Origin of the sequence: Sporosarcina ureae, from assembly GCF_002101375.1 — a bacterium.
Lineage (GTDB): Bacteria > Bacillota > Bacilli > Bacillales_A > Planococcaceae > Sporosarcina > Sporosarcina ureae_B.
Genome location: NZ_CP015207.1, coordinates 3,090,569 through 3,113,564, shown reverse-complemented (window position 1 = coordinate 3,113,564; position 22,996 = coordinate 3,090,569). Strand labels below are relative to the sequence as shown.

Sequence of the window (22,996 nt, the reverse complement as noted above, 5' to 3'; positions counted from 1 at the left end):
CACTCCTCACATTGACTCCACTAAAATTTTGCGATTTTTAACAAAGTAATCGATACCTGACCATACTGTAAATACTAATGCAATGTACAACATGATGGTTCCAAATGGAATACCAATCGCTTCGAAGAAAATATTATGCAATAAAAGGAATGATATCGCTAGTAGTTGCGTAACTGTTTTAATTTTACCTAACTGGTTCGCTGCAACTACTTCCCCACCACCCGCTAAAATCAACCGTAATCCTGTAACCGCAAATTCTCTACTGATAATAACAATCACAATCCATGCAGGAGCCGTCCCCATTTCCACTAATAAAATAAAAGCAGCTGAGACTAGTAATTTATCTGCTAACGGATCCAAAAACTTCCCCATATTTGTTACTAAATTGTTTTTCCTTGCTAAGTATCCATCTAGCCAGTCAGTTGTAGAAGCTATGATAAAGATGATCGCGCCCACCAAATGTTCAACAGGCATTTCTACTCCACCTAGCTGAATCACTCCCCAACCAAAGTCCACTGTAAGAAACAGGATGAAAATAGGGATCATAAATACTCTCGAGAGCGTAATTTTATTTGGTAAATTCATTACATGTCCGCCTTTCTAACGGTAAAATCTACTTATAAAGAATAAAATAATCACCTCTTTAGATGACTATTTTATTATGGTTTTTTTAACACAATGTTTTGTGGGACGAGATCTGTTGGGTAATCTACTCGTTGTCCATTAACAGTCAGTTCTGCATTTTCGTAATTACCAACTCGTATTCTCAAACTTTCTGCATCGTCCGCTTGAATTTCAATTGTTTCGCCTTCTTGTACTACTCGGGCACCACTTGGTTTCGGCATGCGTTCTTCGCCATCTTGATCCGTTACTGAAATCCAAGAGTTACCCGTAGTCTTGATAACCACTGTGATATTTTCAGGATCAGATAATTTGAATATAGAGGTTTCACCCACAGTAGAAGCGTGTTCAACAGGCTTCTTAACCACTTGGTTTGAATCCTGTTGCGGATCAGTTACAACTGACGAAATAGGGTCTGATGATTCATCATCTACAGTTGGTTCTGATGCATTGTCTCTTAGTAAAGTATAAACAATCACTAAAATCATTATAATAAATAGTGCAACAATTATTTTTGGCATTGCTTCTTTTAATTGGTTACTCTGCTTTGAACCTGCACTACGTTGCATAGTCGCTGGCACAATTTTTTCCTGTTTTTCTTGCACTGCCGGTTCATACTCATCTTGATAAAGACTCAGTATTTCATCCGCATCCAAGTCAACCGCTTCTGCATACTGTTTAATAAAAACACGTACATAGAAAGCGCCAGGAATAACTTGAAATTCTTCATTTTCAATTGCTGATAGATAACGTTGCTGGATTTTCGTACTGTCCTGCAAAGCTTCTAACGTCAATCCTTTTGAAATCCTCGCTTCTTTTAAACGAGCACCTATTCCGATCAAATTCAACACCCACCTAACTCATTTCAATCAATTAAACATATTAAAGCCGCCCATAGTATTACGGTTGGATAGTGGATCATTCTTCTCTAAAATGTCGTAAGTGATCTCTTGATCTACAGTCGTCCGCAACTCTATAATTATATCAAAATCTTCCATTGTATATTCGGATTGCTTCACAAACATATCCGGATGCTCAACCACTTTAATTGTCGGCAAGCCCATAATTTCACGTACTAATTGCATATGACGTTCGTCAGAAGTTTTTCGTGTCACGATCCCGTCAAGTATAAAAATGTTATCGTCTGAGAATTCATCCCCCATCATACTCGTTCTAATCGTTTGTTTAATCATCGTGGAAGATAAAAAGACCCATTTTTTATTAGCACAAACACTTGCCGCTACTACGGATTCTGTTTTTCCTACCCGCGGCATTCCACGGACACCGATTAGTTTATGACCATCTTGTTTGAAGATCTCTGCTAAAAAGTCCACTAAGATTCCAAGCTCACTTCTTATGAATTGATAGGTTCTTCGGTCATCGGTACCGCGCTGAATATAATGTCCATGTCGGACAGCTAATACATCACGCAATTTAGGTTCTCTGATCTTATGGATGACAATCGCATCCATAGTAGAAGCGATCAACTCGAAACGTTTAATTTGCTGATCATGATCAGTGTGAACGAGCATACCACGGTATCTGCCATCTACCCCATTAATAGTCACAATATCTACTCGTAACATACCAAGTAGGGAAGCAATATCCCCTAGCAATCCAGGCCGATTGACTTGCAACTCATATTCGACATACCATTCTCCCATTCAACACACTCCTTCATAAAACTACTTTTTCCAGAACGCACAAGTATGCACTTAGTTCTATAATAGCGGATTGCCAAAGCGAATAAAAGAAAAAAAGAAAGAGGTTGGGACAGAACAGAAAAAACGTAAGGGCAATGAGTCCTTTACGCTTTTTTCTGTTCTATCAGCAAATATTTTTTAGAGTATCAGAGTGTACCGGAACGGAGAAAGACCGACTCCTGAGGGATCAGCGTGCGTCTTGAGACCCTGGACGTAGCAAAGCGAAGGAAGCGGCTCAAGCCACGCCCCTCGGAAAGTATGCCTTTCGGAGTGCAAGGAAACGGGGTGAGATAGTTATGTCTCAGTCTCTTTCCCAAGGCTTTAAATATACCAGCCACCATTGATTTGAATTATTTCACCTGTCATATAATTTGCTTTGCCACTCAACATAAATTCGACCATATTCGCTATTTCTTGCGGTGTCCCGACTGACAAAAGCGGAATCTGTTCAAGTACCATCTGACGTTCCTCTGCAGAAAACTCTTGATTCATGCGGGTGTCGATCCATCCCGGGGCAATAGCATTGACCCGTATGCCTGAATACGCGGATTCCTTTGCATATGCTTTGACGAAGGCATGCTGTGCACCTTTGACTGCAGAATACATTACTTCACCTGCAGCACCAGTACTGCCCCATATTGATCCGATAAATACAATATAGGAGACCTCATGCTTGCGTAGTTTTTCAGATAACAGTGCGATTAAACGGGCTGGATTCTGCATGTGGACCTGCCACAATTCCGACATTTCCATTTCGCTTGTCTCCGATAACAGTTTGACAACTGACTGACCGTTAGCTACAACAATTGCTTGAACGCTTTGAATGTCAGCTGCCAATTTCTCTGCTGCCCATTCAACTCTAAAGTCTGCTTGCACACTACGGAATTGTTGGTTGGGATAAGTCTTTTCCAATTCATAACGCAATAGATCGAGCTGGCTTTTATTTGCATTATAGTGCATATACAAAGACCACCCCGCTTTAGCTAGTTGTTTACAGATCACTTCCCCAATCCCTCCGGATGCACCTAAAACGAGTGCAAAACGCTTCATACTCATTGCTTCGGTGGCATGACTTTGAAGATTGTATAGCTATTGTCATCGGAGAACGTTGCAAATGCTTCTTTTAGTTTATCCATCGATAACTTCTCTAAAGTTGGTACGACATCGAATAAATTCATATCGTTAAATTCATATCGTGTGTATTGGTTCGCGATAAATTCGATGGAATTCAATGAACGCATAAATTGACCAATTTTCTTTCTACGCATCCTATCCAAATCTTCTTCTTGCACTGGCCAATTTAATTTTGCGTCTTTAATCGTATGACGAATCAATTTTTCCAAGCGCTCTGGCTCATCTGTATCAGAACCGACCATCGCAAAACCGTAGCCTTCTTCCAAGGAAAACTCATATGAGAACGATTCATCAACTAAGCCTTCTGCGTTCGCTTTTTCATAAAATGCAGATGTACGACCGAATAGACTATCTAATACGAGGTTTGCTGACAATTCCGTTTCAAGCATCTCTTGTCCTTGTAAATCTACCTTGGTACATTTCATACCGATATTCAATTTCGGTTTTGAAACATCCATCGTCAATGTACGTGCAGGCACATCGACTTCATTTGATTCTGACGGGAATTGGCGTTCAATCACCTCTGGTTTATCGAACGATTTCTTTGCTTGATCTTTTTTAACAAACGCCATCATTTCTTCCGGCTTCACTGCTCCCACGATAAACAGTAACATGTTGGATGGATGATAGAATGTCTCATAACATGTATATAAATGTTCAGCTGTAATGTCCTGAATAGACACTACAGTCCCGGCAATATCGATTTTTACCGGATGGTTTTCATAGAGGTTTTCAATTGTGCCAAAATATAATCGCCAGTCGGGCTGGTCATCATACATGGTAATTTCCTGGGCAATAATACCCTTTTCTTTATCAACAGTTTGTTTCGTGAAATAGGGTTGTTGAACAAAATCGAGTAATATTTTTGTGTTTTCTTTTAGTTTATTGGTTGCAGAAAAAAGGTATGCCGTTCTACCAAATGTTGTATAAGCGTTGGCAGAGGCACCATTTAAACTAAACTTCTGAAAAACATCTCCATCTTCTTTCTCAAACATTTTGTGTTCTAGAAAATGGGCAATACCATCAGGTACTGTAATGAGTTCATCTTTGCCATGCGGTTTAAACGTACGATCAATGGACCCATATTTCGTCGTAAACGTTACAAACGTTTTAGAAAATCCACGTTTCGGTAGAATAACAACTTTTAAACCATTATCTAGTGTTTCAGTATAAATCTTCTCTTGTAGTTGATCAAAATTTACTTCTTTCATTCGGAAACATCCTCCTTACCTGACAGCAAATACACAATTTCCAATTGAATTGTATTCGCCATTTCCTTTATATCTTCCAATGTGACCGATTCCCACTTTTCGATTAATCGTTCAGCCGTGAAGTTCTCGTCTAATTCTTTATATTGATCAAAAATTTCAATCTGACTGCGGGCTGAATCATTTGCACTCAAGATGCTGTTTTCTAGAAGTGCGACCGTCTGACTTAACTCGACTTCTGTACTCTCGCCATTTTGTAATGCCGTTAGTTGCTCAAGAATTAACTTGACAGCTTTCTCTTCCAAATCCGCATCAATACCCGCCGTGACATAGACGATACCATAATGCGATGCAAATGCACTATTCGCATAGTATGCCATACTTTCCTTTTCTCTCACGTTCATGAATAATTTACTATGAGCAAAGCCACCGAAAACACCATTTGTTATTTGCATCTTATGGTAATCAGGATGATGGAAAGATACAGGTGTATGGAAACCAAGATGAAGTTTACCTTGTTTCATGTCTTGTTTTTCTCTGACTGTATTCACAGAACCTGACACTTTCACATCCAATAATTCATTTTGTTTCGCCGCATCTCTAGCTGCAAATGGTAAGAACTGTTTAATTTGCTCAATGATATCATTCTCATCTATATCGCCCACTACATAAATATCAATCAAATCATTATTCATCATATCTTCATATGTAGCATAAAGACTTTCACTTGTAATTTCAGACACCGCAGTTTCTGTGCCGTAAGCTGAAATTGATGCCGGGTGATTCGGTCTCATGATTTCAAGCATGCGTTTCTGTGCGAAACGTGTTTTGTCGTCATATATAGAACGAATCCGATCACGGACATTACGTTTTTCCCTCTCTGTTACATCGGGATCAAAAGCCTTATCCGTTACATTTGGATCAAACACTACAGAACGAATCAATTGCCACAACTGTTTAAAGATGTCTTCTCCTGCAAAAAATTCATCGTTTACACATTCTGTATAAAGTGAAACCATATGCTGAGAGCTTCTCTTTGAGACGTCCGTAAATAATACTGTACCGTACAACTCGTCAAGCGCCTTGCGCATTGAACTTAATGTTGGGTACTGCTTCGTCGAATCCTCCATCACATTTGCTAACACTGTACGTTCAGAAGCTTTCTTTTGATCCAGTGGTGCTTTCCACTTAATTGTCACATTCACCGTTTTAAATTGTTCCGTTTTACGTATATACAAATGTACGCCATTTTGTAATTTTGTTTTATTGAACATACAAACACCTCGTTTACCTTATTATATGTATTCCTAGTCTCACTATACATTTTAGCCTGCCATTTGGAAAATGATACAACTTTCGTGCGCTAAAGATAGACTTTAGCCAGGACTGAAGCGGAAGATGAATGAAATCTTGATTTATTATCACTACAACCTTAGAAAAGCTAACTGAAGAGTATGTATCTCCAGCTAGCTTTTCTAGTTTTTATCTATTTCCTTTAACGTAAGGTTTACCAAGTGCTTTTGGTGCTTTCGCTTTTCCTAGGAATCCAGCAAGCGCTAGAATAGTTAAAACGTAAGGGAATATATGGAAATACACTGGTGGGATGTCTGCTAAGAACGTAATACTAGAAGAACTGATGGCTAATGCCTGCGCAAATCCGAAGAATAGCGCGGCTCCCATAGCTCCTAGTGGGTGCCATTTCCCAAAGATCATCGCTGCAAGTGCCATGAATCCTTGCCCATTTATTGTCGCATGTCCGAAATCATTCGTGATGGTTTGAGAATAAACTGCCCCACCAATCCCGGCCAGTCCACCAGAAATCAGAACTGCGATATAGCGAATTTTTGTTACTTTAATTCCCATCGTATCTGCCGCCATCGGATGCTCTCCTACTGAGCGAAGACGTAAACCAAATGGCGTCTTGTAAATAACAAACCATGCAATAAATGCAACAGCTATCGCCAAAATTGAAGAGCCATAAACTAATTTAAAGAACATGGGTCCTATGATTGGGATATCTTCCAAAAATGGTACGTTGAATCTTGGGATTTTTTGTTGAATGAAATCAGTTTGACCTTTACCAAAAATCATTTTTACTGAGAATAATGCAATGGCAAGTCCTAACATGTTAATCGCTACACCTGATACTACTTGATCCGCTCGGAACGAGATAGACGCTATAGCGTGAAGTGTTGCAAACAAAGCCGAAACGAGCATTGCCACAATTAATGCAATCCAAGGTGTCCATGCACCAAAGGTATCCGCGAAAAACAGGTTGAACAGGATCCCGATAAATGCACCCATAATCATGAGGCCTTCCAATCCAATATTGATGACTCCGGATCGCTCAGAGAATACACCGCCAATTGCTGTAAAAATAAGAGGAGCTGCAGAAGCAATTGTTATAGGTATGATGAAATATAATACATCTAACATGTCACTTTGCCTCCTTCTTGTTGCGCAAACGTATGAGTCCTACACGGATGATGTATCCGCAAGCAACAAAGAAAATAACCAATGCTATAATAATTGAAACAATTTCTACTGGAATGCCTGCTTCATTCGGCATATTATTCGCACCATATTTCAATGAACCGAATAATGTGGCCCCGAAGATGACACCAAGTGGCGTATTCGCACCAAGTAAGGCTACAGCGATTCCATCAAAACCGATCCCTGTAAAGCCACCCATGGAAGACATGTTACCAAACGTACCAAGCGCTTCCATCGCGCCTCCTAATCCAGCGAACGCACCAGAAATGACCATTGCAAGAATAATATTCTTGTTGGCGCTCATCCCCGCATATCGGGCTGCATTATCGTTATATCCTACAGATTTCAATTCATATCCAGTCTTCGTTTTCTCTAAAATGAACCACATGACAACAACCATAGCCAATGCTACGAATATTCCGTAATGCAATGTGGAGTAGTCCGTTAGATTTGATAAGAACTCTGACCGAAGCGAGGCCGATTCATGGATACGCTCCAATTTGAATCCACCACCGGAGAGTGTTTTAATTAATGCGTTAACCACATGTAAGGCAATGTAGTTCATCATAATCGTGACAATAACTTCATGTACTTTCAATGTTGCTTTCAAAATACCTGGTACAAGTCCCCAGAGTGCCCCAGCAACAGCAGCTGCTATGAGTGCAAAAGGTAAGTGAATAATTTTAGGAAGATCGAACGCCATCCCGACGTAGGCCGCAGCAAACCAGCCCACAATTAGTTGTCCTTCTACCCCGATATTAAAAAGTCCAGTTCTAAATGCAAACGCTACTGCAAGTCCTGCTAGTAAGTATGGACTGATTTGACGAATAGTTTCACCAATGGCATAAGAATCACCGAAAATACCATTCCATAATGCCATATAGCCTGTGATTGGGTTATAATCACTGATCAGCATCACGATCGCGCCTACTAAGAGCCCTAAAAAGATCGAAATCACCGGGACCAGTATATTGATCATTTTATTCGACATGATGTTCATCACCGTCCTTCTCAGCAGCTAGAACTTTTTTCTCAGCAACATCTTTTGAATGGCCTGCCATCATTAATCCTAGTGCTTGTTCCGTTGTCTCTTGTGGAATTACGGTACCTACTATAGTTCCATCATAAATAACTGCGATTTTATCTGAAACGTTCATGACTTCATCCAATTCAAATGTAATGAGTAAAACCGCTTTTCCACTGTCGCGTTGCTCAATTAGACGCCGATGAATAAACTCGATTGCTCCAACGTCCAAACCACGAGTAGGTAATGCCGCAATCAGTAAATCCGGATTTCTCATAATTTCCCGTCCGATGATTAGCTTTTGCTGATTCCCACCGGATAATGCTCTCGCTAATTCATGTGTACCTTGCGTTCGCACATCGTACTCTTTGATCAGTTCTTCTGCTTTTTCATTGATCACTTTATAATCCATGATTCCACCTTTAGATAATGGTTCATGATAATACGATTGAAGCGCGGTATTATACGCCACTGAAAAGTCTAATATAAGTCCGTGCTTGTGGCGGTCTTGCGGAATATGTCCAATACCGGTTTCAGTAATTTTTCGTGGTTTTTTATTTGTGACATCTTCATCATTGATAAAAATCTTCCCGCTCTTCACTTTAGTTAAGCCAGTAATTGCTTCGATTAATTCGGATTGGCCATTCCCATCAATGCCGGCAATTCCAACAATTTCACCGCGGCGTACTGAAAGATTAAGGCCTTTTAATTTAGCAACACCCCGGTAGTCATTAACTTGTAGATTTTCTATCTTCAATACTTCTTCAGTAGGATGAGATGGACCTTTTTCCGTTTTAAATGTGACTTGACGTCCTACCATCAACGTCGCCAACTCTTCGGGATTCGTTTCCGATGTAATAACAGTACCAATTCCTTTACCTTTGCGGATGACAGTTACTTTGTCTGAGACATTCATAATTTCCGCCAGTTTATGGGTGATCAAGATGATTGATTTTCCTTCTGCAACGAGCTTTTTCATAATATTCAATAATTCATCAATTTCCTGAGGCGTTAATGATGCGGTAGGTTCATCAAATATTAAGATATCTGCTCCACGATAAAGTGTCTTAAGAATTTCGACACGTTGTTGCATACCTACGGAAATATCTTCTATTTTGGCGTAAGGATCCACATCTAGTCCATACATCTTAGAAATTTCCGCTACTTTTTTCGCAGAATCCTTAATGTTGATAATTCCAGATTTAGTTGGCTCACTACCTAAAATAATATTTTCGGTAACCGTTAAATTCTCCACCAACATAAAATGCTGATGCACCATCCCAATTCCTAGATCATTTGCCACGTTCGGATCAGTGATGGCTACATTTTCGCCACGGACACGAATTTCTCCACCATCCGGTTGATACAAACCAAATAATACATTCATTAGGGTCGATTTCCCAGCACCGTTTTCACCTAGCAATGCGTGAATCTCGCCTTTCTTCAGTTGTAATGTAATATGATCATTCGCATAGAAATTTCCGAACTTTTTTGAAACGTCTAGCATTTCAATTACATAATCCATCCCAATCACTTCCTTGCCCATAATTGAATTCAATAGAATTAAGTAGCACGACTCTTCTCTTCAATAATACGTGATAAAACCCCCATGTGAAAAGTTGAAAGCTTTACCATTTTTATAAGTAGCTTACAGATATTTTTTATTATTAATCTTAGAAATTAATAAAATAAAAGTTCCGGAACAATTACCAAGGAACCTTTATTTTATTAATTTAATGAAATGAAGGCCGGATATGAAACCGGCCTTCATCTGTTTAATGACCTTATTTCTTTTTTTCTACAAACTCTGGTACTTCAATTTCACCATTTGCAATTTTTTGTGCATGTTCATCAATTTGATCTAATACGTCTTGTGGAATAGCGCCACGTGAATCAGCAAGACCTAAACCGTCATCTGAAAGGCCATATACTTTTGTTTCCCCACCAGGGAAGTTACCAGCCATTGACAAATCGGAAATGTCTTTAACTGCTACGTCAACACGTTTTAACATAGATGTAAGTGTAACGTTGTCATCTCCAACTTTACCTTCTTCGTACTGGTCAGAGTCAACACCGATTACCCATACGTATGCATCTTTATCTGCTTGCTTACGTTCTTTCGCTTCTGAGAATACACCGTTACCCGTTCCGCCAGCAGCGTGGAAAATAATGTCTACGCCAGAAGAATACATACGGCCCGCCTCAGCTTTACCAAGTTCCGCTTTATCAAATGCACCTACATATTTTGAATCTACTTTGATTTCAGGCTTAACTGATTTAACACCCTCAAGGAATCCAGCTTCAAACCGCTCGATTACAGGATTGTCCATACCACCAATGAAACCAATCTTATTTGATTTTGTCATTAATCCAGCAGCGACTCCAGCTAAGTATCCGCCTTCTTGTTCTTTAAAGAGGATGCTAGCTACGTTTGGAGCATCTACTTCACCATCAATAATTGAGAATTGAGTATCTTTTTGTTGTGCTGCAATATCTTCAATTGCATCTTCCATCAAGAATCCTACTCCGAAAATTAAGTTGAAGTCACGACGAGCCAAGTTGTTAAGGTTAGTTGTATAATCTTCCGGGCCAGTTGACTGAAGGTAATCGTATCCGCCAGTTCCTTTTTCCCATCCTTGATCTTCCCCGAATTCTTTAACGCCTTTCCATGCAGATTGGTTGAATGATTTATCATCAATTCCTCCAACGTCAGTTACCATAGCAATTGAGAATTCGCTTTTCTCACCGTTGTCTCCTGTTGCCGGCTTTTCACCCGCATTGTTTTTGTCCTTATCGTCAGAGCCACATGCTGCTAACATTGTACCTGCAGCTAACACTAAAGACATCGCTAGACCAAATTTTCTTTTTTTCATGATTAATGACCTCCCCTGGCTAATTTTGGTATTATGTTAGGACGCTATACGTCTTATACCCTATCGACACTACTTTTTACCCAATAATTGGATACGAAAGAATCATTGTTAATTAATCACTCGGGAATTTATTACCTTTCCCCTTTTGACGTTCATAAAAACAGTGGCTGTGTTACATTGCATGGTAGCGCTTTCCGCTCTGCTAAATATTGGATGATACACTCTATTCTAATAGCCTGGAATGATAATTCCCTTCTACCTTCACTATAACATTTACTTAGGTAGAAGGAAATATCTAGCCAAAATTACGAATAACTTCGACTTATCAAAATAAGAACAACTGAAGCCTTACATTTCCAGCTCTGACTTATTGAGTAATACCTGTCTTGGCTTACTACCTTCAGGGGGTCCAACCACACCACGTGCTTCCATTTGATCCACTATACGTGCAGCTCTAGCATATCCAACTCGGAAACGCCTCTGAATCATTGAAACGGACGCGGTTTGCATTTCTACTACCATTTGTACTGCTTCATCATATAAATCATCGGTTTCTTCATGCGGAGCTAATACTTCCACTTCAGTCGGAATCATCTCTTCCTGATACTGAGCTTTTTGTTGTTCGATAACGAAATTCACTACCGCTTCCACCTCTTCATCTGAGACAAATGCGCCTTGTATACGTGTAGGTTTTGAAGCACCAGCAGGCAGGAATAACATATCTCCTCGCCCCAACAACTTCTCTGCACCGCTACCGTCCAGAATAGTCCGCGAGTCGATTGCTGAAGATACAGCAAACGCAATTCGAGAAGGGATATTTGCTTTGATGATACCCGTAATAACATCCACACTTGGACGCTGAGTGGCGATGATTAAATGAATACCAGCAGCTCTCGCCATCTGTGCGAGACGTGTAATGGAATCCTCTACGTCACTTGACGCGACCATCATTAAGTCTGCCAACTCATCGACGATCACAACAATATACGGCATCCGCGGATGTTTCTCATCGTGCTCTTCATTCCATTGTTCAATATGGTTATTATACCCTTCTATATTTCGTGTGCCAGTATGGGAAAATAACTCATATCTGCGCTCCATTTCAGAGACAACTCGTTGCAATGCTTGCGCCGCTTTCCTAGGATCCGTAACAACAGGCGCCAATAAATGTGGGATACCATTGAAAACATTCAACTCTACCATTTTGGGATCGATCATCATCATTTTCACTTCATGTGGTTTCGCCCGCATGATGATACTCATAATGATACCGTTGACACAGACACTTTTACCGCTTCCCGTAGCACCCGCAATCAATACGTGAGGCATTTTATTAAGTTCTGTCATCATGGCTTGTCCTGTCACATCACGACCTAAACCTACTAGCAACTTGGACTCGGGGGGATTATTTTCCTTAGATTCCAGCACTTCACGTAAACTTACCATCGCCACTGCATTGTTTGGCACTTCTATTCCAACTGCCGATTTACCAGGAATTGGTGCTTCAATACGAATTCCGCTAGCTGCCAATGCCAATGCAATATCATCCGCCAAACTAACAATGCGACTTACTTTCACACCGGTATCAGGCAGGATTTCATATTTAGTGACAGCTGGTCCTAAATGCACTTGTGTCACTCGTGCTTTGACCCCAAAGCTTAGGAACGTTTTCTCTAGTTTTTTGGCGTTTGCTTGAATTAAATCATATTCTCCAGACTGATCACTGGCTACAGGCGGTTCCAATAAATTGGGCGAAGGTAGAATATACGATTCGTTTTCTTGCTCTCCACCCATTACAGGATAATCAACCGCAGGATCTTTAGGATCAAGTGTAGTGTCCACTTTATCTATCGACTGTTTTTCTTGTACAATTTCTGGTTGTGCAGCCTGTTCGATTTTCGCCGTGAAGCTAGAGATAATCGGTTCACTGGCCGGTTCTGGATAATCATGTACTGCTTCCATTTCAGAAGTGTCTGCCGGCTTCGCCTTCGGCTTAGTCTTTCTATTACCGCGCGCACTTTCTTTACGTTTTTCTTCAAGTGACTTGACTGATTTCTTTTCTCTCGCTGCCCACTTTTTCTTAATAGCATTCATCAAGATAGGTGTTTGTTCGACCAGAAACGGAATCAAAGCCTTTCCCGTCAACAAAATGATACCAATGAGCAGTAACAGCACACCGGCCACTGTAGCGCCTGATGAATCAACTAGTGAATAAAACATCGCGAACAGCACAGCGCCCAACATACCGCCACCCAGCGTCCCTGTTTGGTCATGTATACCATCATTGGTGATGAGAACTTTCCACGTTTCCTTAAGTGCAGAATTTGACATCAGAACTTTGCTTTCATACAATGTCTGAAATAAATGAACATGACTGAACAACAGCATACTACTTAAGATGAATAAACAACCGATGACAATTCGGTGCTTATATCCCCCTATTTGTCTCTTGATCATGAATATCAACGCTTGTACAATAATCAAAAATGGCAATGCAACATACCAATTGCCCAATAAGAATCGGGAGAAAGCCGATAAACCTCGACCGATGACACCGAATTCAAAGATCATGATAATTGCGATACCGATTAAGACGACACCTAAAATTTCAAACCAGAGTGGTTGCATTTGACTTTGCTGTTTTTTCTGTTGTCTTTTCTTCGCTGGTGCTCTCTTTTTAGCACGTTTCTTCGCCATTTGCCAACCCCCTTTCTGAAAAAAAGATTTCCAGCCATAAAGGCATGGAAATCCAATTGTTCTTTAATTAGTCAACAAACAGTTTGGATCAGTATTCCATGATGATTGGGATAATCATAGGGCGACGTTTTGTTTGCTGATATAAATACGAACTCAATGTCTCACGGATCTCTTGTTTAATGTTTGTCCATTCAAATGTTTCTTTATTCACATACTTTTCGACAATTTTAGTAATCAGCTTTGTCGCTTCTTCAAATAATTCCTCTGATTCGCGTACATAGACAAAACCTCTTGAGACGACTTCAGGGCCTGCAGCGATTCGTTTTTGCTTTCTGTTCAATGTCACAACGACTGTAAAGATCCCATCTTGCGATAATAGCTTACGGTCACGCAACACGATGTTTCCTACATCACCTACACCAATACCATCGATCAAGACGTTACCAGCTTGTACTCTACCCGCCATACGAAGCTTTTCATTCTTGAATTCAACAATGTCGCCTTTATCCGCAATGAAGATACGGTTTTTAGGCAGGCCAATTTCTTGAGCTAGCTTGGAGTGTGCAATCAGCATACGATATTCCCCTTGTATCGGAATAAAATATTTAGGTTGCATCAAGTTTAACATCATTTTCAAATCTTCAGCGGAACCGTGACCGGAGACGTGTACATTCCGTGTGGACGTCAGTACAGTCGCGCCAGCCTTTGCTAATTCATTCATCATCTTGTACATGGAAGTTTCCATAACAGGAGATGGCGTGAATGTAATCAATACCGTATCTGAACTTTTGATATTAATTTCTCTATGATGTTTACGGACAATTTTCTCCAACGCTTCTAGTGGCTCGCCTTGGTTACCCGTAACAATAATTACGATGTCCTGATCATCATAACGCTCCATGTCTTTTACTGGAATTACAATATCTTCTTCCACTTGTAAATAGCCTAGTTTTAATCCGACTTCAAAGTAGCTCTCTAAACTTTTACCAACAACTGCAACTTTCTTTTTCTGAGCTGCTGCCTGATCTAGTACTTGCTGAATACGTATGAAGTTTGATGCATACAAGGCTACTAATATTCTTCCTTGTGCTTCGTGGAAAGTTTTAAAAAGACGTTTTTCAATTACAGACTCGGATGTTGTATACCCCGGACGCTCTGCTTCTGTAGAATCGGACATCAAGATAAAGACGCCTTCTTCACCAAGTGTAGCCATTTTCGCAAAATCAGGGCGATATTTGCCTTTTGCTGCTTGGTCAAATTTAAACTCACCTGTATTGACGATTGCACCTTCACTTGTGTGGAAGACAATCCCTAGAGAGTCCGGGATACTGTGAGTCGTGTAAAAGAATGTTACATGCGTGCGTTTGAAGTTCATGCGGCTCTTGCTTGTCACTTCAAAGAAGCGAACATTAGATGGTGCTGGCATTTTCTTCAAATGTTCTTTCGCTAACGCTAATGTCAACTTTGTACCGTAGACAGGAGCTTGTACTTTCTGTAATAGGTACGCAATAGAACCAATTGCATCCTCGTGGCCGTGCGTTAAAAAGATTCCTTTGACCCGATCTTTATTTTCTTCCAGATAGGTCATATCAGGTATTACGAAGTCAATACCTAGCATTTCCGTTTCAGGGAACATTAATCCGGAATCCATAATAAATAGTTCATCGTCAATTTCAACGACGTACATGGACTTCCCGACTTCTCCTACTCCACCTAGTGGAATCACTCTAATTAATTCATTTTGTATTTTCGTCACATTGTTTCCTCCTATATTCTATTCCCGCCCACAACGACTAAACTCCATTATACGAGATAGTAGGCGTTCAGTACAAACAAAAAAAGCCGGAATGGTCGTCCGGCTTTTGTTTATTACAGAATCCGTGTTCTTTTTTCAAATTTTTCAAGCGTTTCATCAATTATCGCAGCTTCTTTTTCATCCATTTTCACAAGTGGTAAACGAACGCCACCTGTTGGTACCCCTGCTTTTTCTAGCGCATATTTCACGGGCACAGGATTCGGTGTCGAGAACAATGCTCTAAATACCGGTAATAATGAACGGTGAAGATCAGCAGCTTCTTTTATGTTGCCATTTTGGAAAGCTTGAATCATTTTTTGCATTTCATTGCCTACGATGTGCGCAGAAACTGAAATAATGCCTCTACCGCCAATTGCAAGCAATGGCAGAGTCAATCCATCATCTCCACTGTACACTTCAAAATCTTCCGCTGTTCCTTCAATGATTTCTGCCATCTGCTCCAAATTTCCACTCGCTTCTTTAATCGCTTTAATATTATCAATTTTCGATAATGCAATAACGGTTTCAGGAAGCAAGTTGACAATGGAACGACTCGGAATATTATATAGCAATACAGGCAATGTTGTGGCGTTAGCAATTTTTGAAAAGTGTGCATACATACCTTTTTGGTCTGGCTTATTATAGTAAGGTGTCACAAGCATGATTCCGTCAGCCCCTGATTGCTCAGCAGCCTTAGTCAGCTCTATGGATTCAGCGGTATTGTTTGTCCCTGTGCCTGCAATCACAGGAATACGCTTATTCACAACCTTTACTACAAAGTCCAGTAATTCCTTCTTCTCCGTACTAGTTAACGTTGGGGATTCACCCGTCGTACCGCTGACGATGACAGAATCTGTCCCATTTGCGATCAAATGCTCAAGCAAGCTTGTTGTCTGGGCGTAATCAATCGTACCGTCAGGAGAAAAAGGAGTGACCATTGCTGTCCCTACATTTCCAAGTTGCACATTGATCATTCCTTTTCGTTATCATTCTTCATTCTACTAAACTAATTTATTTGATAAGCGCCTCGGCGATTTGCACTGAATTCAATGCAGCACCTTTTAATAAGTTATCCGATACAATCCAGAGGTGGAATCCTTTTGGGTTATCTAAATCTTTACGGATCCTTCCTACAAACACTTCATCTTTATCTTCTGCATAAAGTGGCATAGGATAGAGTTGTGAAGCCGGATCATCCTGCAAGACAATTCCTTCCGCATTTCTCATCAATGACTGGATATCTTTAACTGTGACGTTGTCTTGGTCAATTTCAATGTAGACCGATTCTGAATGTCCAGATACAACTGGTAATCTGACACATGTCGCTGCTACCGCCATGTTTTGATCGCCGAATATTTTCTTTGTTTCATTGATCATTTTCAGTTCTTCCAATGTATAGCCCGACTCATCAAATGAATCAATTTGTGGAATCGCATTGAATGCGATCGGATAATGACGTTTTGCAGAAGCGGAAGGTAATACTTCTGCTTGTATTTCACTACGATCCGTGAATTTCTTGCTTTGTTCCGCTAATTCATCAATCGCTTCCACACCGGCACCTGAAACTGCCTGATAAGTAGATACGATTAGCTTGCTCAGTCCATATTGGTCTTTAATCGGCTTAAGCGCTGCTACCATCTGAATAGTAGAACAATTTGGATTTGCAATGATTCCTGAATGGTTTTTCAACTCTTGTGGATTCACTTCTGGAACGACAAGTGGTGTATTAGGGTCCATGCGGAATGCACTTGTGTTATCAATTACAACCGCTCCGCTTTTCACTGCATCGTGTGCAAACTTCTCGGAAATACTCCCACCTGCACTAAAGAATGCAATGTCGATACCTTCAAAAGCTTCCGGAGTCGTTTCTTGTACAATGTACGTTTTTCCACCCGCTATGATTTCATTGCCCGCGGAACGTTTGGATGCAAGTAACTTAATGGAAGTGGCAGGGAAATTACGCTCCACTAACTTCTCAAGTATTTTCGTACCTACCGCTCCGGTCGCGCCGACAATTGCAACAGTAACATTCTTCATCTATATCTTCCTTTCAATTATTAACAAGCAATCATGAGGACCGATTGTAAAGTCCTCGTCTCGTTAATTGTTATTGAACGAATTATAACATATGTTGCAGAATTTAAAAATCTATTTTCATGCATTATTATGAATTATTAGTAACGGCTGTAATTGTTTACTATCTATCGCAGATGCAACAGTAGCGGGTAATAATGAGAAATCAGAAATTAAGGAGTTCGGTTTTTTTATGCAATCATCTTGACCAAATGGAATAAAAAAGACGTGTTTCATATTCAATAACTTCATGAGATTCATTCCGTTAAGTCCTAGTGCGTCATTTGTAGAAATACCAAGTACAACCGGTTTACCATTACGCAATGTTGCTTTAGCCGCCATTAAAACAGGTGAATCAGTGGCTGCATTAGCGAACCTACTCATGGAATTACCTGTAAGCGGTGAAATTACCATGCAATCAAGCGGATTGGATGGGCCGAATGGTTCCGCTTCAACAATACTTGCCACTACTTTCTCGCCTGTCGCTTCTTCTATTCGTTTAATCCACTCTTCACCTGTACCAAAACGCGTTGCAGCATGAAGAACTGAATGTGTAATAATTGGAACGACAATCGCTCCTTCTTTTTGCAACGAAGCGATCATAGGAAGCAATTGGTCGTATGTGCAATGTGAAGCAGTGATGCCTAATCCGATTCGTTTTCCTTTGAGCATTTAGTTCCCCTTTCGTCTATACTTATTCTCAAAATCGCGTCAACCAATACAGCTGCCGCATCCTCAGGAAAATGCTTCCCGGGCAATTTGAGGTGTATCGTATAGTATTCAGTGGAATTGGAATGCTTTAGGCACCCAGGTGTTGAAGAGACATCAAAAACATGAACAGTACCACTTTGATTGGGATCGAGCCATGGAGCCGGAATAGTGTTTACTAAGTAGCCATGTGTGAATATTGTAGAGTCATTGAGCGGTAGTGTGTTAAATCCAAATATCTCCGCTTCTGCTAATTGCTCATCAGCACGTGCAACTATTGTGACAGTAGCTTGCAGTTGATGCAATGTATGAGCAATCGCTTTTCCTACTCTGCCAAATCCTGCAATGTAAAAATGCTTACCCGCAATCTGGCGTTTTGTATGCTCATAAAAGACATGAACGAACGCTTCTGCAGTTAATTGTGCATTTCTCCAAATGAATTGCTCATTTTCTAAATAATTCGTATGCGTAATACCTTTCTCAACAAGCTGTTGTCTCCATTCCGCTGAAGTACTACCAGAATAAACAGAAGAGCCTACTTTCAAATAGTCTGCAGGTATGCTTTGTTCCATCATCAATAAAGGAAGCAGAAGATGATCAGGCTTTGTACTAATCAGAGTTTGCTTTAATTGTTCATTAAACGTATCAGTACATATATATTCACTGTCAATTCCTGATTTTACCAATAGTTCATTCGCTATACGCAAACGTTGATCGGTGCCTACCACAAGCCATTTAGTCATACACTTCCACTTCCTTTCTGTTCAGCTCATGTGTTTTGCCAAACAAGATCCGATCTTCGCCAACCAGCACAATTTCATGCCATGGAATATATTCAATGATATCCTGGTCTTTTTGCCTAAAAAGAGTTTTCCCTAACTTTTTCCTTATTTCAAATCCAATGATTGTTCCTGTTTTGCGGTCGAACAACAAATCTGTTTCCGCCAAAAAACCATACCTCATACCTTCTTCTACTTGAATCAGCTCTTTTTGTGCCAGTTCTGATAATCGCATGGAAGTCCTCCCCTATATAAGATCTCTTTCATCATATGTATGGGAGATGGGAAGTCGACTAGTTCTGTAGTTTTTTTAATTGCTGAATATTTGATTTGGGCGCAATAATTGATGTTGCACGATCACTTGTTAAAATTTGCTCACCTAGGCGATAGACACTTCGTTTTTCAACGTTTTCAATTTGTCCTACTACTTCATCGATTGTCTGATGTTTGCCAAGCACTAATTCATTGCGACCATTTCTATACATACGTGATTCAGAGCCTTCCAAACCGAGCACAAAACTGCCTTTAAGTTGCTCTTTGGCATTGTGCAATTCTTTATCTGTAAGACCGTCATGAAGCACTTCAGCGATCACTTGGTCGATTGTACGATACGTCTCTTGAAAGTTTTCAGGAGAGGTCCCACAATAAATGACAAAGGAACCTGCATTTTCATACGCAGCATAATACGTGTGGACCGAATACGCTAGACCGCGGTTTTCTCGAACTTCCTGAAACAACCTAGAAGACATCGTTCCGCCGAGAATACTATCGAATAAGCTTAACTCATAAATCCTTTCGTGAGTCGAAGGCAAGGAAGGATAACCAAAGCATACATGGGCTTGTTCAATATCTTTTACTTTGATAATCTGTTGTGCCGTAAAATTCGGTACTCTTTCCTCTATTATCGAAATAGCATCCTGTTTTTCACTTTGATAGCTTCCGAAGTTTGCCTCGATCAACTTGATTAAACGTTCATCATAGTTTCCTGCAATTGAAATGACCAAATTTTCTGGGCGATAGTGTTTCGCCATGAATTCTTCAACCATTTCTTTCGTAAATGACTTGATTGTTTCAATTCGTCCTCCTACAGGCTTGCCAATAGCATCTTCCGGGAACATTCCAGCCCATAATCTTTCATCAACATCTTCATCGGGCATATCTTCGACAGAAGATATTTCATCCAGGATGACAGACTTTTCTTTTTCCATCTCTTCTTCTTTAAATTGAGAATGGAAAAACATATCGGATAAAACTGTCAATGCATAAGAGGCATGATGACTTAACACAGTAGTGTAATAGCAAGTCATTTCTTTAGAAGTAAAGGCATTCAGATCGCCTCCAATCTGATCGAACTGCTCAGCAATCATTCGTGCACTTCGTGTATCTGTTCCCTTAAACAGCATATGTTCAATAAAATGGGCAATTCCCTCTTGCTCTTTTGTTTCATTGGCTGAACCTGCGTGCACCCAGACACCGATCGCTACGGATTGTAAATGTGGCATCTTTTCATGGATAATACGTACACCATTTGAACAATTATATTTTTGAATCATAGATTTCACTCCTTATGTAAAGTACAAAAAGCCTCCTTCGCCGCAACTTGTGCAGGAAGAGGCTTTTTTGACCGATTGATTGTTGATTGTTTATTCTTTGTTAGCTTGTTCTTGTTTTTGTTCTTTTTCTTTTTCTTCTAGAATGACTACTTTGCGTGAAAGGTTTACTCGACCTTGTCTGTCGATTTCAATTACTTTTACAAATAGTTCATCTTCTAATTTTAATACATCTTCCACTTCTTTCGTACGTGCTTCCTGAATTTCCGAAATATGAAGCAAGCCATCTTTGCCTGGGAAGATTTCTAAGAATGCACCGAACTTCTCAATACGCTTAACTTTTGCTAAGTAGTATTCGCCTACTTTCGCTTCACGTACGATATTTTCAATCATGTTCTTAGCTTTTTCATTCATTTCAGAGTTTGGTGATGCGATATAAATCGTTCCATCTTGCTCTGTATCGATTTTAACTTGAGTTTCTTCGATAATTTTATTAATTACTTTCCCACCTGGTCCGATCACATCACGAATCTTGTCCGGTTTGATATGGATGACGATAATCTTCGGAGCGTACTCAGATAATTCTTCACGTGTTGAAGAAATTGTCGTCAACATATGATCCAGAATTTTGATACGACCGATTTTTGCTTGCGCAAGAGATTCTTCTAAAATCTGTCGAGATAAACCATCGATTTTGATATCCATTTGAAGAGCAGTAATACCATTATTAGTACCTGCTACTTTAAAGTCCATATCGCCTAAGTGGTCTTCCATTCCTTGAATATCTGACAGAATAGAATAATCTTCATCTTTTTTGATCAATCCCATTGCAATTCCTGCTACAGGTGCTTTTAGGGGTACGCCAGCGTCCATCATAGCCATTGTAGAAGCACAGATCGATGCTTGTGAAGAAGAACCATTAGACTCCAATACTTCAGCAACTAGACGCATTGTGTAAGGGAATTCTACTTCATCTGGAAGCATAGGCAGTAATGCCCGCTCTCCTAATGCACCGTGACCAATTTCACGACGACCCGGACCACGAATCGGACCTGTTTCACCGACACTGAAGTTCGGGAAATTGTAATGATGCATAAAGCGCTTAGACTCATCTGAACCAATGCCATCAATAATCTGATTTTCACCAAGCGCACCTAATGTACATACACTTAGTACTTGCGTTTGTCCACGTGTGAATAATGAAGAACCATGCGTGCGAGGTAAGAGTCCTGTTTCAGATGATAATGGACGAATTTCGTCAAGTCTACGGCCATCCGGACGAACTTTGTCGACTGTAATCAAACGACGTACTTCATCTTTCACCATTTGCTCAAGAACCGCTTTCACTTGCTTAATTGTCACATCGTCAGCTTCAGCTTCTGTGTAATGCTCAAGTACAGCTGCTTTCACTTCGTTGATTGCCTCTTCACGCGCGTGCTTTTCTTCAGTTTGGATGGCTGTCATAAGTTCATTTTCACAACGATCTTTTACTTCTTTACTGATATCCGCATCCAGTTCGAATAATTCAATTTCGAACTTTAGCTTGCCAATTTCAGCTATAATTTTTTCTTGGAATTCGACTAATTTCTTAATTTGATCGTGACCAAACATAATTGCTTCTAACATGATCTCTTCAGAAACTTCTTTAGCTCCTGCTTCTACCATGTTGATTGCATGTTTTGTACCTGCAACGACTAAATCAATTTCTGATGTTTCAAGCTGATCCGGTGTAGGATTGACGATGAATTCTCCATCTATACGACCTACTTGAACGCCTGCGATTGGACCATCAAATGGAATATCCGAGATAGATAAAGCCAAAGAAGACCCGATCATAGCTGAAATCTCAGAGGAACAATCCTGATCCACTGACATAACAAGTGAAATCACTTGTACATCGTTACGGAAGCCATCAGGGAATAAAGGTCTGATTGGACGGTCAATTAACCGGCTAGTCAATACAGCATTTTCTGAAGGGCGCCCTTCACGCTTGATAAATCCTCCTGGGATCTTACCAACCGAGTACATGCGTTCTTCATAATTCACTGTAAGTGGGAAGAAGTCTAGAGGTTTTGGTTTCTTAGAAGCAGTCACCGTGGAAAGTACTGTTGTTTCGCCATAGCGAACGAGCACCGCACCGTTAGCTTGCTTTGCAAGTTGGCCGGCTTCGATTGTAAGCGTACGTCCAGCCCAATCGAGTGTATAAACTTTTTTCTGTTCTGACATTGTAGAACTCCTCTCTATTGTAAAACTGTATACATCTAGTATGTAATTAGTAATAGTGTATCAAACGTGATACATGTATGCGAAATATTTCATCTTAATTCCATAGAAAAAA

19 protein-coding genes are annotated in these 22,996 nt (G+C 40.2%); all 19 read right to left on the bottom strand.

Annotation, left to right across the window (positions count from 1 at the left end):
- Nucleotides 1-6: 6 nt before the first annotated feature.
- Nucleotides 7-585, bottom strand: a complete 579-nt coding sequence (gene pgsA, locus SporoP8_RS15200; protein ID WP_085133291.1) for a CDP-diacylglycerol--glycerol-3-phosphate 3-phosphatidyltransferase — start codon at nucleotides 583-585, stop codon at nucleotides 7-9.
- Nucleotides 586-659: 74 nt separating this feature from the next.
- The gene (locus SporoP8_RS15195; RefSeq protein WP_158232261.1) at nucleotides 660-1,463 is read right to left on the bottom strand and encodes a helix-turn-helix domain-containing protein; all 804 of its coding nucleotides are present in this window, start codon (nucleotides 1,461-1,463) and stop codon (nucleotides 660-662) included.
- A gap of 27 nt (nucleotides 1,464-1,490) precedes the next feature.
- A complete protein-coding gene (locus tag SporoP8_RS15190) occupies nucleotides 1,491-2,285 on the bottom strand; it encodes a DUF3388 domain-containing protein (RefSeq protein ID WP_085133289.1) in 795 nt (264 codons plus the stop codon).
- A 360-nt stretch (nucleotides 2,286-2,645) separates the two neighbouring features.
- A complete protein-coding gene (ymfI, locus tag SporoP8_RS15185; protein ID WP_085133288.1) occupies nucleotides 2,646-3,374 on the bottom strand; it encodes an elongation factor P 5-aminopentanone reductase in 729 nt (242 codons plus the stop codon).
- 2 nt (nucleotides 3,375-3,376) lie between these two features.
- A complete protein-coding gene (yfmH, locus tag SporoP8_RS15180) occupies nucleotides 3,377-4,669 on the bottom strand; it encodes an EF-P 5-aminopentanol modification-associated protein YfmH (RefSeq protein WP_085133287.1) in 1,293 nt (430 codons plus the stop codon).
- Nucleotides 4,666-5,940, bottom strand: a complete 1,275-nt coding sequence (yfmF, locus tag SporoP8_RS15175) for an EF-P 5-aminopentanol modification-associated protein YfmF (protein ID WP_085133286.1) — start codon at nucleotides 5,938-5,940, stop codon at nucleotides 4,666-4,668. Before yfmF ends, yfmH begins: the two co-directional genes overlap by 4 nt.
- Before the next feature lie 208 nt (nucleotides 5,941-6,148).
- Nucleotides 6,149-7,102, bottom strand: coding sequence for an ABC transporter permease (locus SporoP8_RS15170; protein ID WP_085133285.1), 954 nt, complete (start codon nucleotides 7,100-7,102; stop codon nucleotides 6,149-6,151).
- Nucleotide 7,103: 1 nt separating this feature from the next.
- Complete coding sequence (locus SporoP8_RS15165) at nucleotides 7,104-8,150, bottom strand: ABC transporter permease (protein ID WP_085133692.1); 1,047 nt, start codon at nucleotides 8,148-8,150, stop codon at nucleotides 7,104-7,106.
- Complete coding sequence (locus SporoP8_RS15160) at nucleotides 8,140-9,708, bottom strand: ABC transporter ATP-binding protein (protein WP_085133284.1); 1,569 nt, start codon at nucleotides 9,706-9,708, stop codon at nucleotides 8,140-8,142. Before SporoP8_RS15160 ends, SporoP8_RS15165 begins: the two co-directional genes overlap by 11 nt.
- A 259-nt stretch (nucleotides 9,709-9,967) precedes the next feature.
- Nucleotides 9,968-11,056: a BMP family lipoprotein gene (locus tag SporoP8_RS15155; protein ID WP_085133283.1), complete on the bottom strand. Its 1,089-nt coding sequence runs from the start codon at nucleotides 11,054-11,056 to the stop codon at nucleotides 9,968-9,970.
- Between the two features lie 348 nt (nucleotides 11,057-11,404).
- Complete coding sequence (locus SporoP8_RS15150) at nucleotides 11,405-13,753, bottom strand: DNA translocase FtsK (RefSeq protein ID WP_085133282.1); 2,349 nt, start codon at nucleotides 13,751-13,753, stop codon at nucleotides 11,405-11,407.
- A gap of 88 nt (nucleotides 13,754-13,841) precedes the next feature.
- Nucleotides 13,842-15,509 carry a ribonuclease J gene (locus tag SporoP8_RS15145; RefSeq protein ID WP_085133281.1) on the bottom strand — a complete coding sequence of 556 codons (1,668 nt, stop codon included), beginning with the start codon at nucleotides 15,507-15,509 and terminating at the stop codon, nucleotides 13,842-13,844.
- Nucleotides 15,510-15,622: 113 nt separating this feature from the next.
- Nucleotides 15,623-16,513 carry a 4-hydroxy-tetrahydrodipicolinate synthase gene (dapA, locus tag SporoP8_RS15140; RefSeq protein WP_232319168.1) on the bottom strand — a complete coding sequence of 297 codons (891 nt, stop codon included), beginning with the start codon at nucleotides 16,511-16,513 and terminating at the stop codon, nucleotides 15,623-15,625.
- Between the two features lie 46 nt (nucleotides 16,514-16,559).
- Nucleotides 16,560-17,585, bottom strand: coding sequence for an aspartate-semialdehyde dehydrogenase (gene asd / locus SporoP8_RS15135; protein WP_085133279.1), 1,026 nt, complete (start codon nucleotides 17,583-17,585; stop codon nucleotides 16,560-16,562).
- Nucleotides 17,586-17,702: 117 nt separating this feature from the next.
- Nucleotides 17,703-18,293, bottom strand: a complete 591-nt coding sequence (locus SporoP8_RS15130; protein ID WP_029053157.1) for a dipicolinate synthase subunit B — start codon at nucleotides 18,291-18,293, stop codon at nucleotides 17,703-17,705.
- The gene (locus SporoP8_RS15125) at nucleotides 18,266-19,072 is read right to left on the bottom strand and encodes a hypothetical protein (protein ID WP_085133278.1); all 807 of its coding nucleotides are present in this window, start codon (nucleotides 19,070-19,072) and stop codon (nucleotides 18,266-18,268) included. Before SporoP8_RS15125 ends, SporoP8_RS15130 begins: the two co-directional genes overlap by 28 nt.
- The gene (locus tag SporoP8_RS15120) at nucleotides 19,065-19,343 is read right to left on the bottom strand and encodes a YlmC/YmxH family sporulation protein (protein WP_085133277.1); all 279 of its coding nucleotides are present in this window, start codon (nucleotides 19,341-19,343) and stop codon (nucleotides 19,065-19,067) included. The genes SporoP8_RS15125 and SporoP8_RS15120 overlap by 8 nt, the downstream gene beginning before the upstream one ends.
- Before the next feature lie 58 nt (nucleotides 19,344-19,401).
- Complete coding sequence (locus tag SporoP8_RS15115) at nucleotides 19,402-20,661, bottom strand: M16 family metallopeptidase (protein WP_085133276.1); 1,260 nt, start codon at nucleotides 20,659-20,661, stop codon at nucleotides 19,402-19,404.
- 90 nt (nucleotides 20,662-20,751) lie between these two features.
- Nucleotides 20,752-22,884 (bottom strand): polyribonucleotide nucleotidyltransferase, encoded by a 2,133-nt coding sequence (gene pnp, locus SporoP8_RS15110; RefSeq protein WP_085133275.1) that lies wholly within the window; start codon nucleotides 22,882-22,884, stop codon nucleotides 20,752-20,754.
- Nucleotides 22,885-22,996: the final 112 nt, after the last annotated feature.

What these genes read in the sequence shown, in the direction of transcription:
- SporoP8_RS15130 (WP_029053157.1), bottom strand. Translation starts at nt 18,293, where the DNA reads ATGCTCAAAGGAAAACGAATCGGATTAGGCATCACTGCTTCACATTGC.
- pgsA (WP_085133291.1), bottom strand. Translation starts at nt 585, where the DNA reads ATGAATTTACCAAATAAAATTACGCTCTCGAGAGTATTTATGATCCCT.
- ymfI (WP_085133288.1), bottom strand. Translation starts at nt 3,374, where the DNA reads ATGAAGCGTTTTGCACTCGTTTTAGGTGCATCCGGAGGGATTGGGGAA.
- pnp (WP_085133275.1), bottom strand. Translation starts at nt 22,884, where the DNA reads ATGTCAGAACAGAAAAAAGTTTATACACTCGATTGGGCTGGACGTACG.
- SporoP8_RS15150 (WP_085133282.1), bottom strand. Translation starts at nt 13,753, where the DNA reads ATGGCGAAGAAACGTGCTAAAAAGAGAGCACCAGCGAAGAAAAGACAA.
- yfmH (WP_085133287.1), bottom strand. Translation starts at nt 4,669, where the DNA reads ATGAAAGAAGTAAATTTTGATCAACTACAAGAGAAGATTTATACTGAA.
- yfmF (WP_085133286.1), bottom strand. Translation starts at nt 5,940, where the DNA reads ATGTTCAATAAAACAAAATTACAAAATGGCGTACATTTGTATATACGT.
- SporoP8_RS15115 (WP_085133276.1), bottom strand. Translation starts at nt 20,661, where the DNA reads ATGATTCAAAAATATAATTGTTCAAATGGTGTACGTATTATCCATGAA.
- SporoP8_RS15155 (WP_085133283.1), bottom strand. Translation starts at nt 11,056, where the DNA reads ATGAAAAAAAGAAAATTTGGTCTAGCGATGTCTTTAGTGTTAGCTGCA.
- SporoP8_RS15125 (WP_085133278.1), bottom strand. Translation starts at nt 19,072, where the DNA reads ATGACTAAATGGCTTGTGGTAGGCACCGATCAACGTTTGCGTATAGCG.
- SporoP8_RS15170 (WP_085133285.1), bottom strand. Translation starts at nt 7,102, where the DNA reads ATGTTAGATGTATTATATTTCATCATACCTATAACAATTGCTTCTGCA.
- SporoP8_RS15165 (WP_085133692.1), bottom strand. Translation starts at nt 8,150, where the DNA reads ATGTCGAATAAAATGATCAATATACTGGTCCCGGTGATTTCGATCTTT.
- SporoP8_RS15160 (WP_085133284.1), bottom strand. Translation starts at nt 9,708, where the DNA reads ATGGATTATGTAATTGAAATGCTAGACGTTTCAAAAAAGTTCGGAAAT.
- SporoP8_RS15120 (WP_085133277.1), bottom strand. Translation starts at nt 19,343, where the DNA reads ATGCGATTATCAGAACTGGCACAAAAAGAGCTGATTCAAGTAGAAGAA.
- asd (WP_085133279.1), bottom strand. Translation starts at nt 17,585, where the DNA reads ATGAAGAATGTTACTGTTGCAATTGTCGGCGCGACCGGAGCGGTAGGT.
- SporoP8_RS15190 (WP_085133289.1), bottom strand. Translation starts at nt 2,285, where the DNA reads ATGGGAGAATGGTATGTCGAATATGAGTTGCAAGTCAATCGGCCTGGA.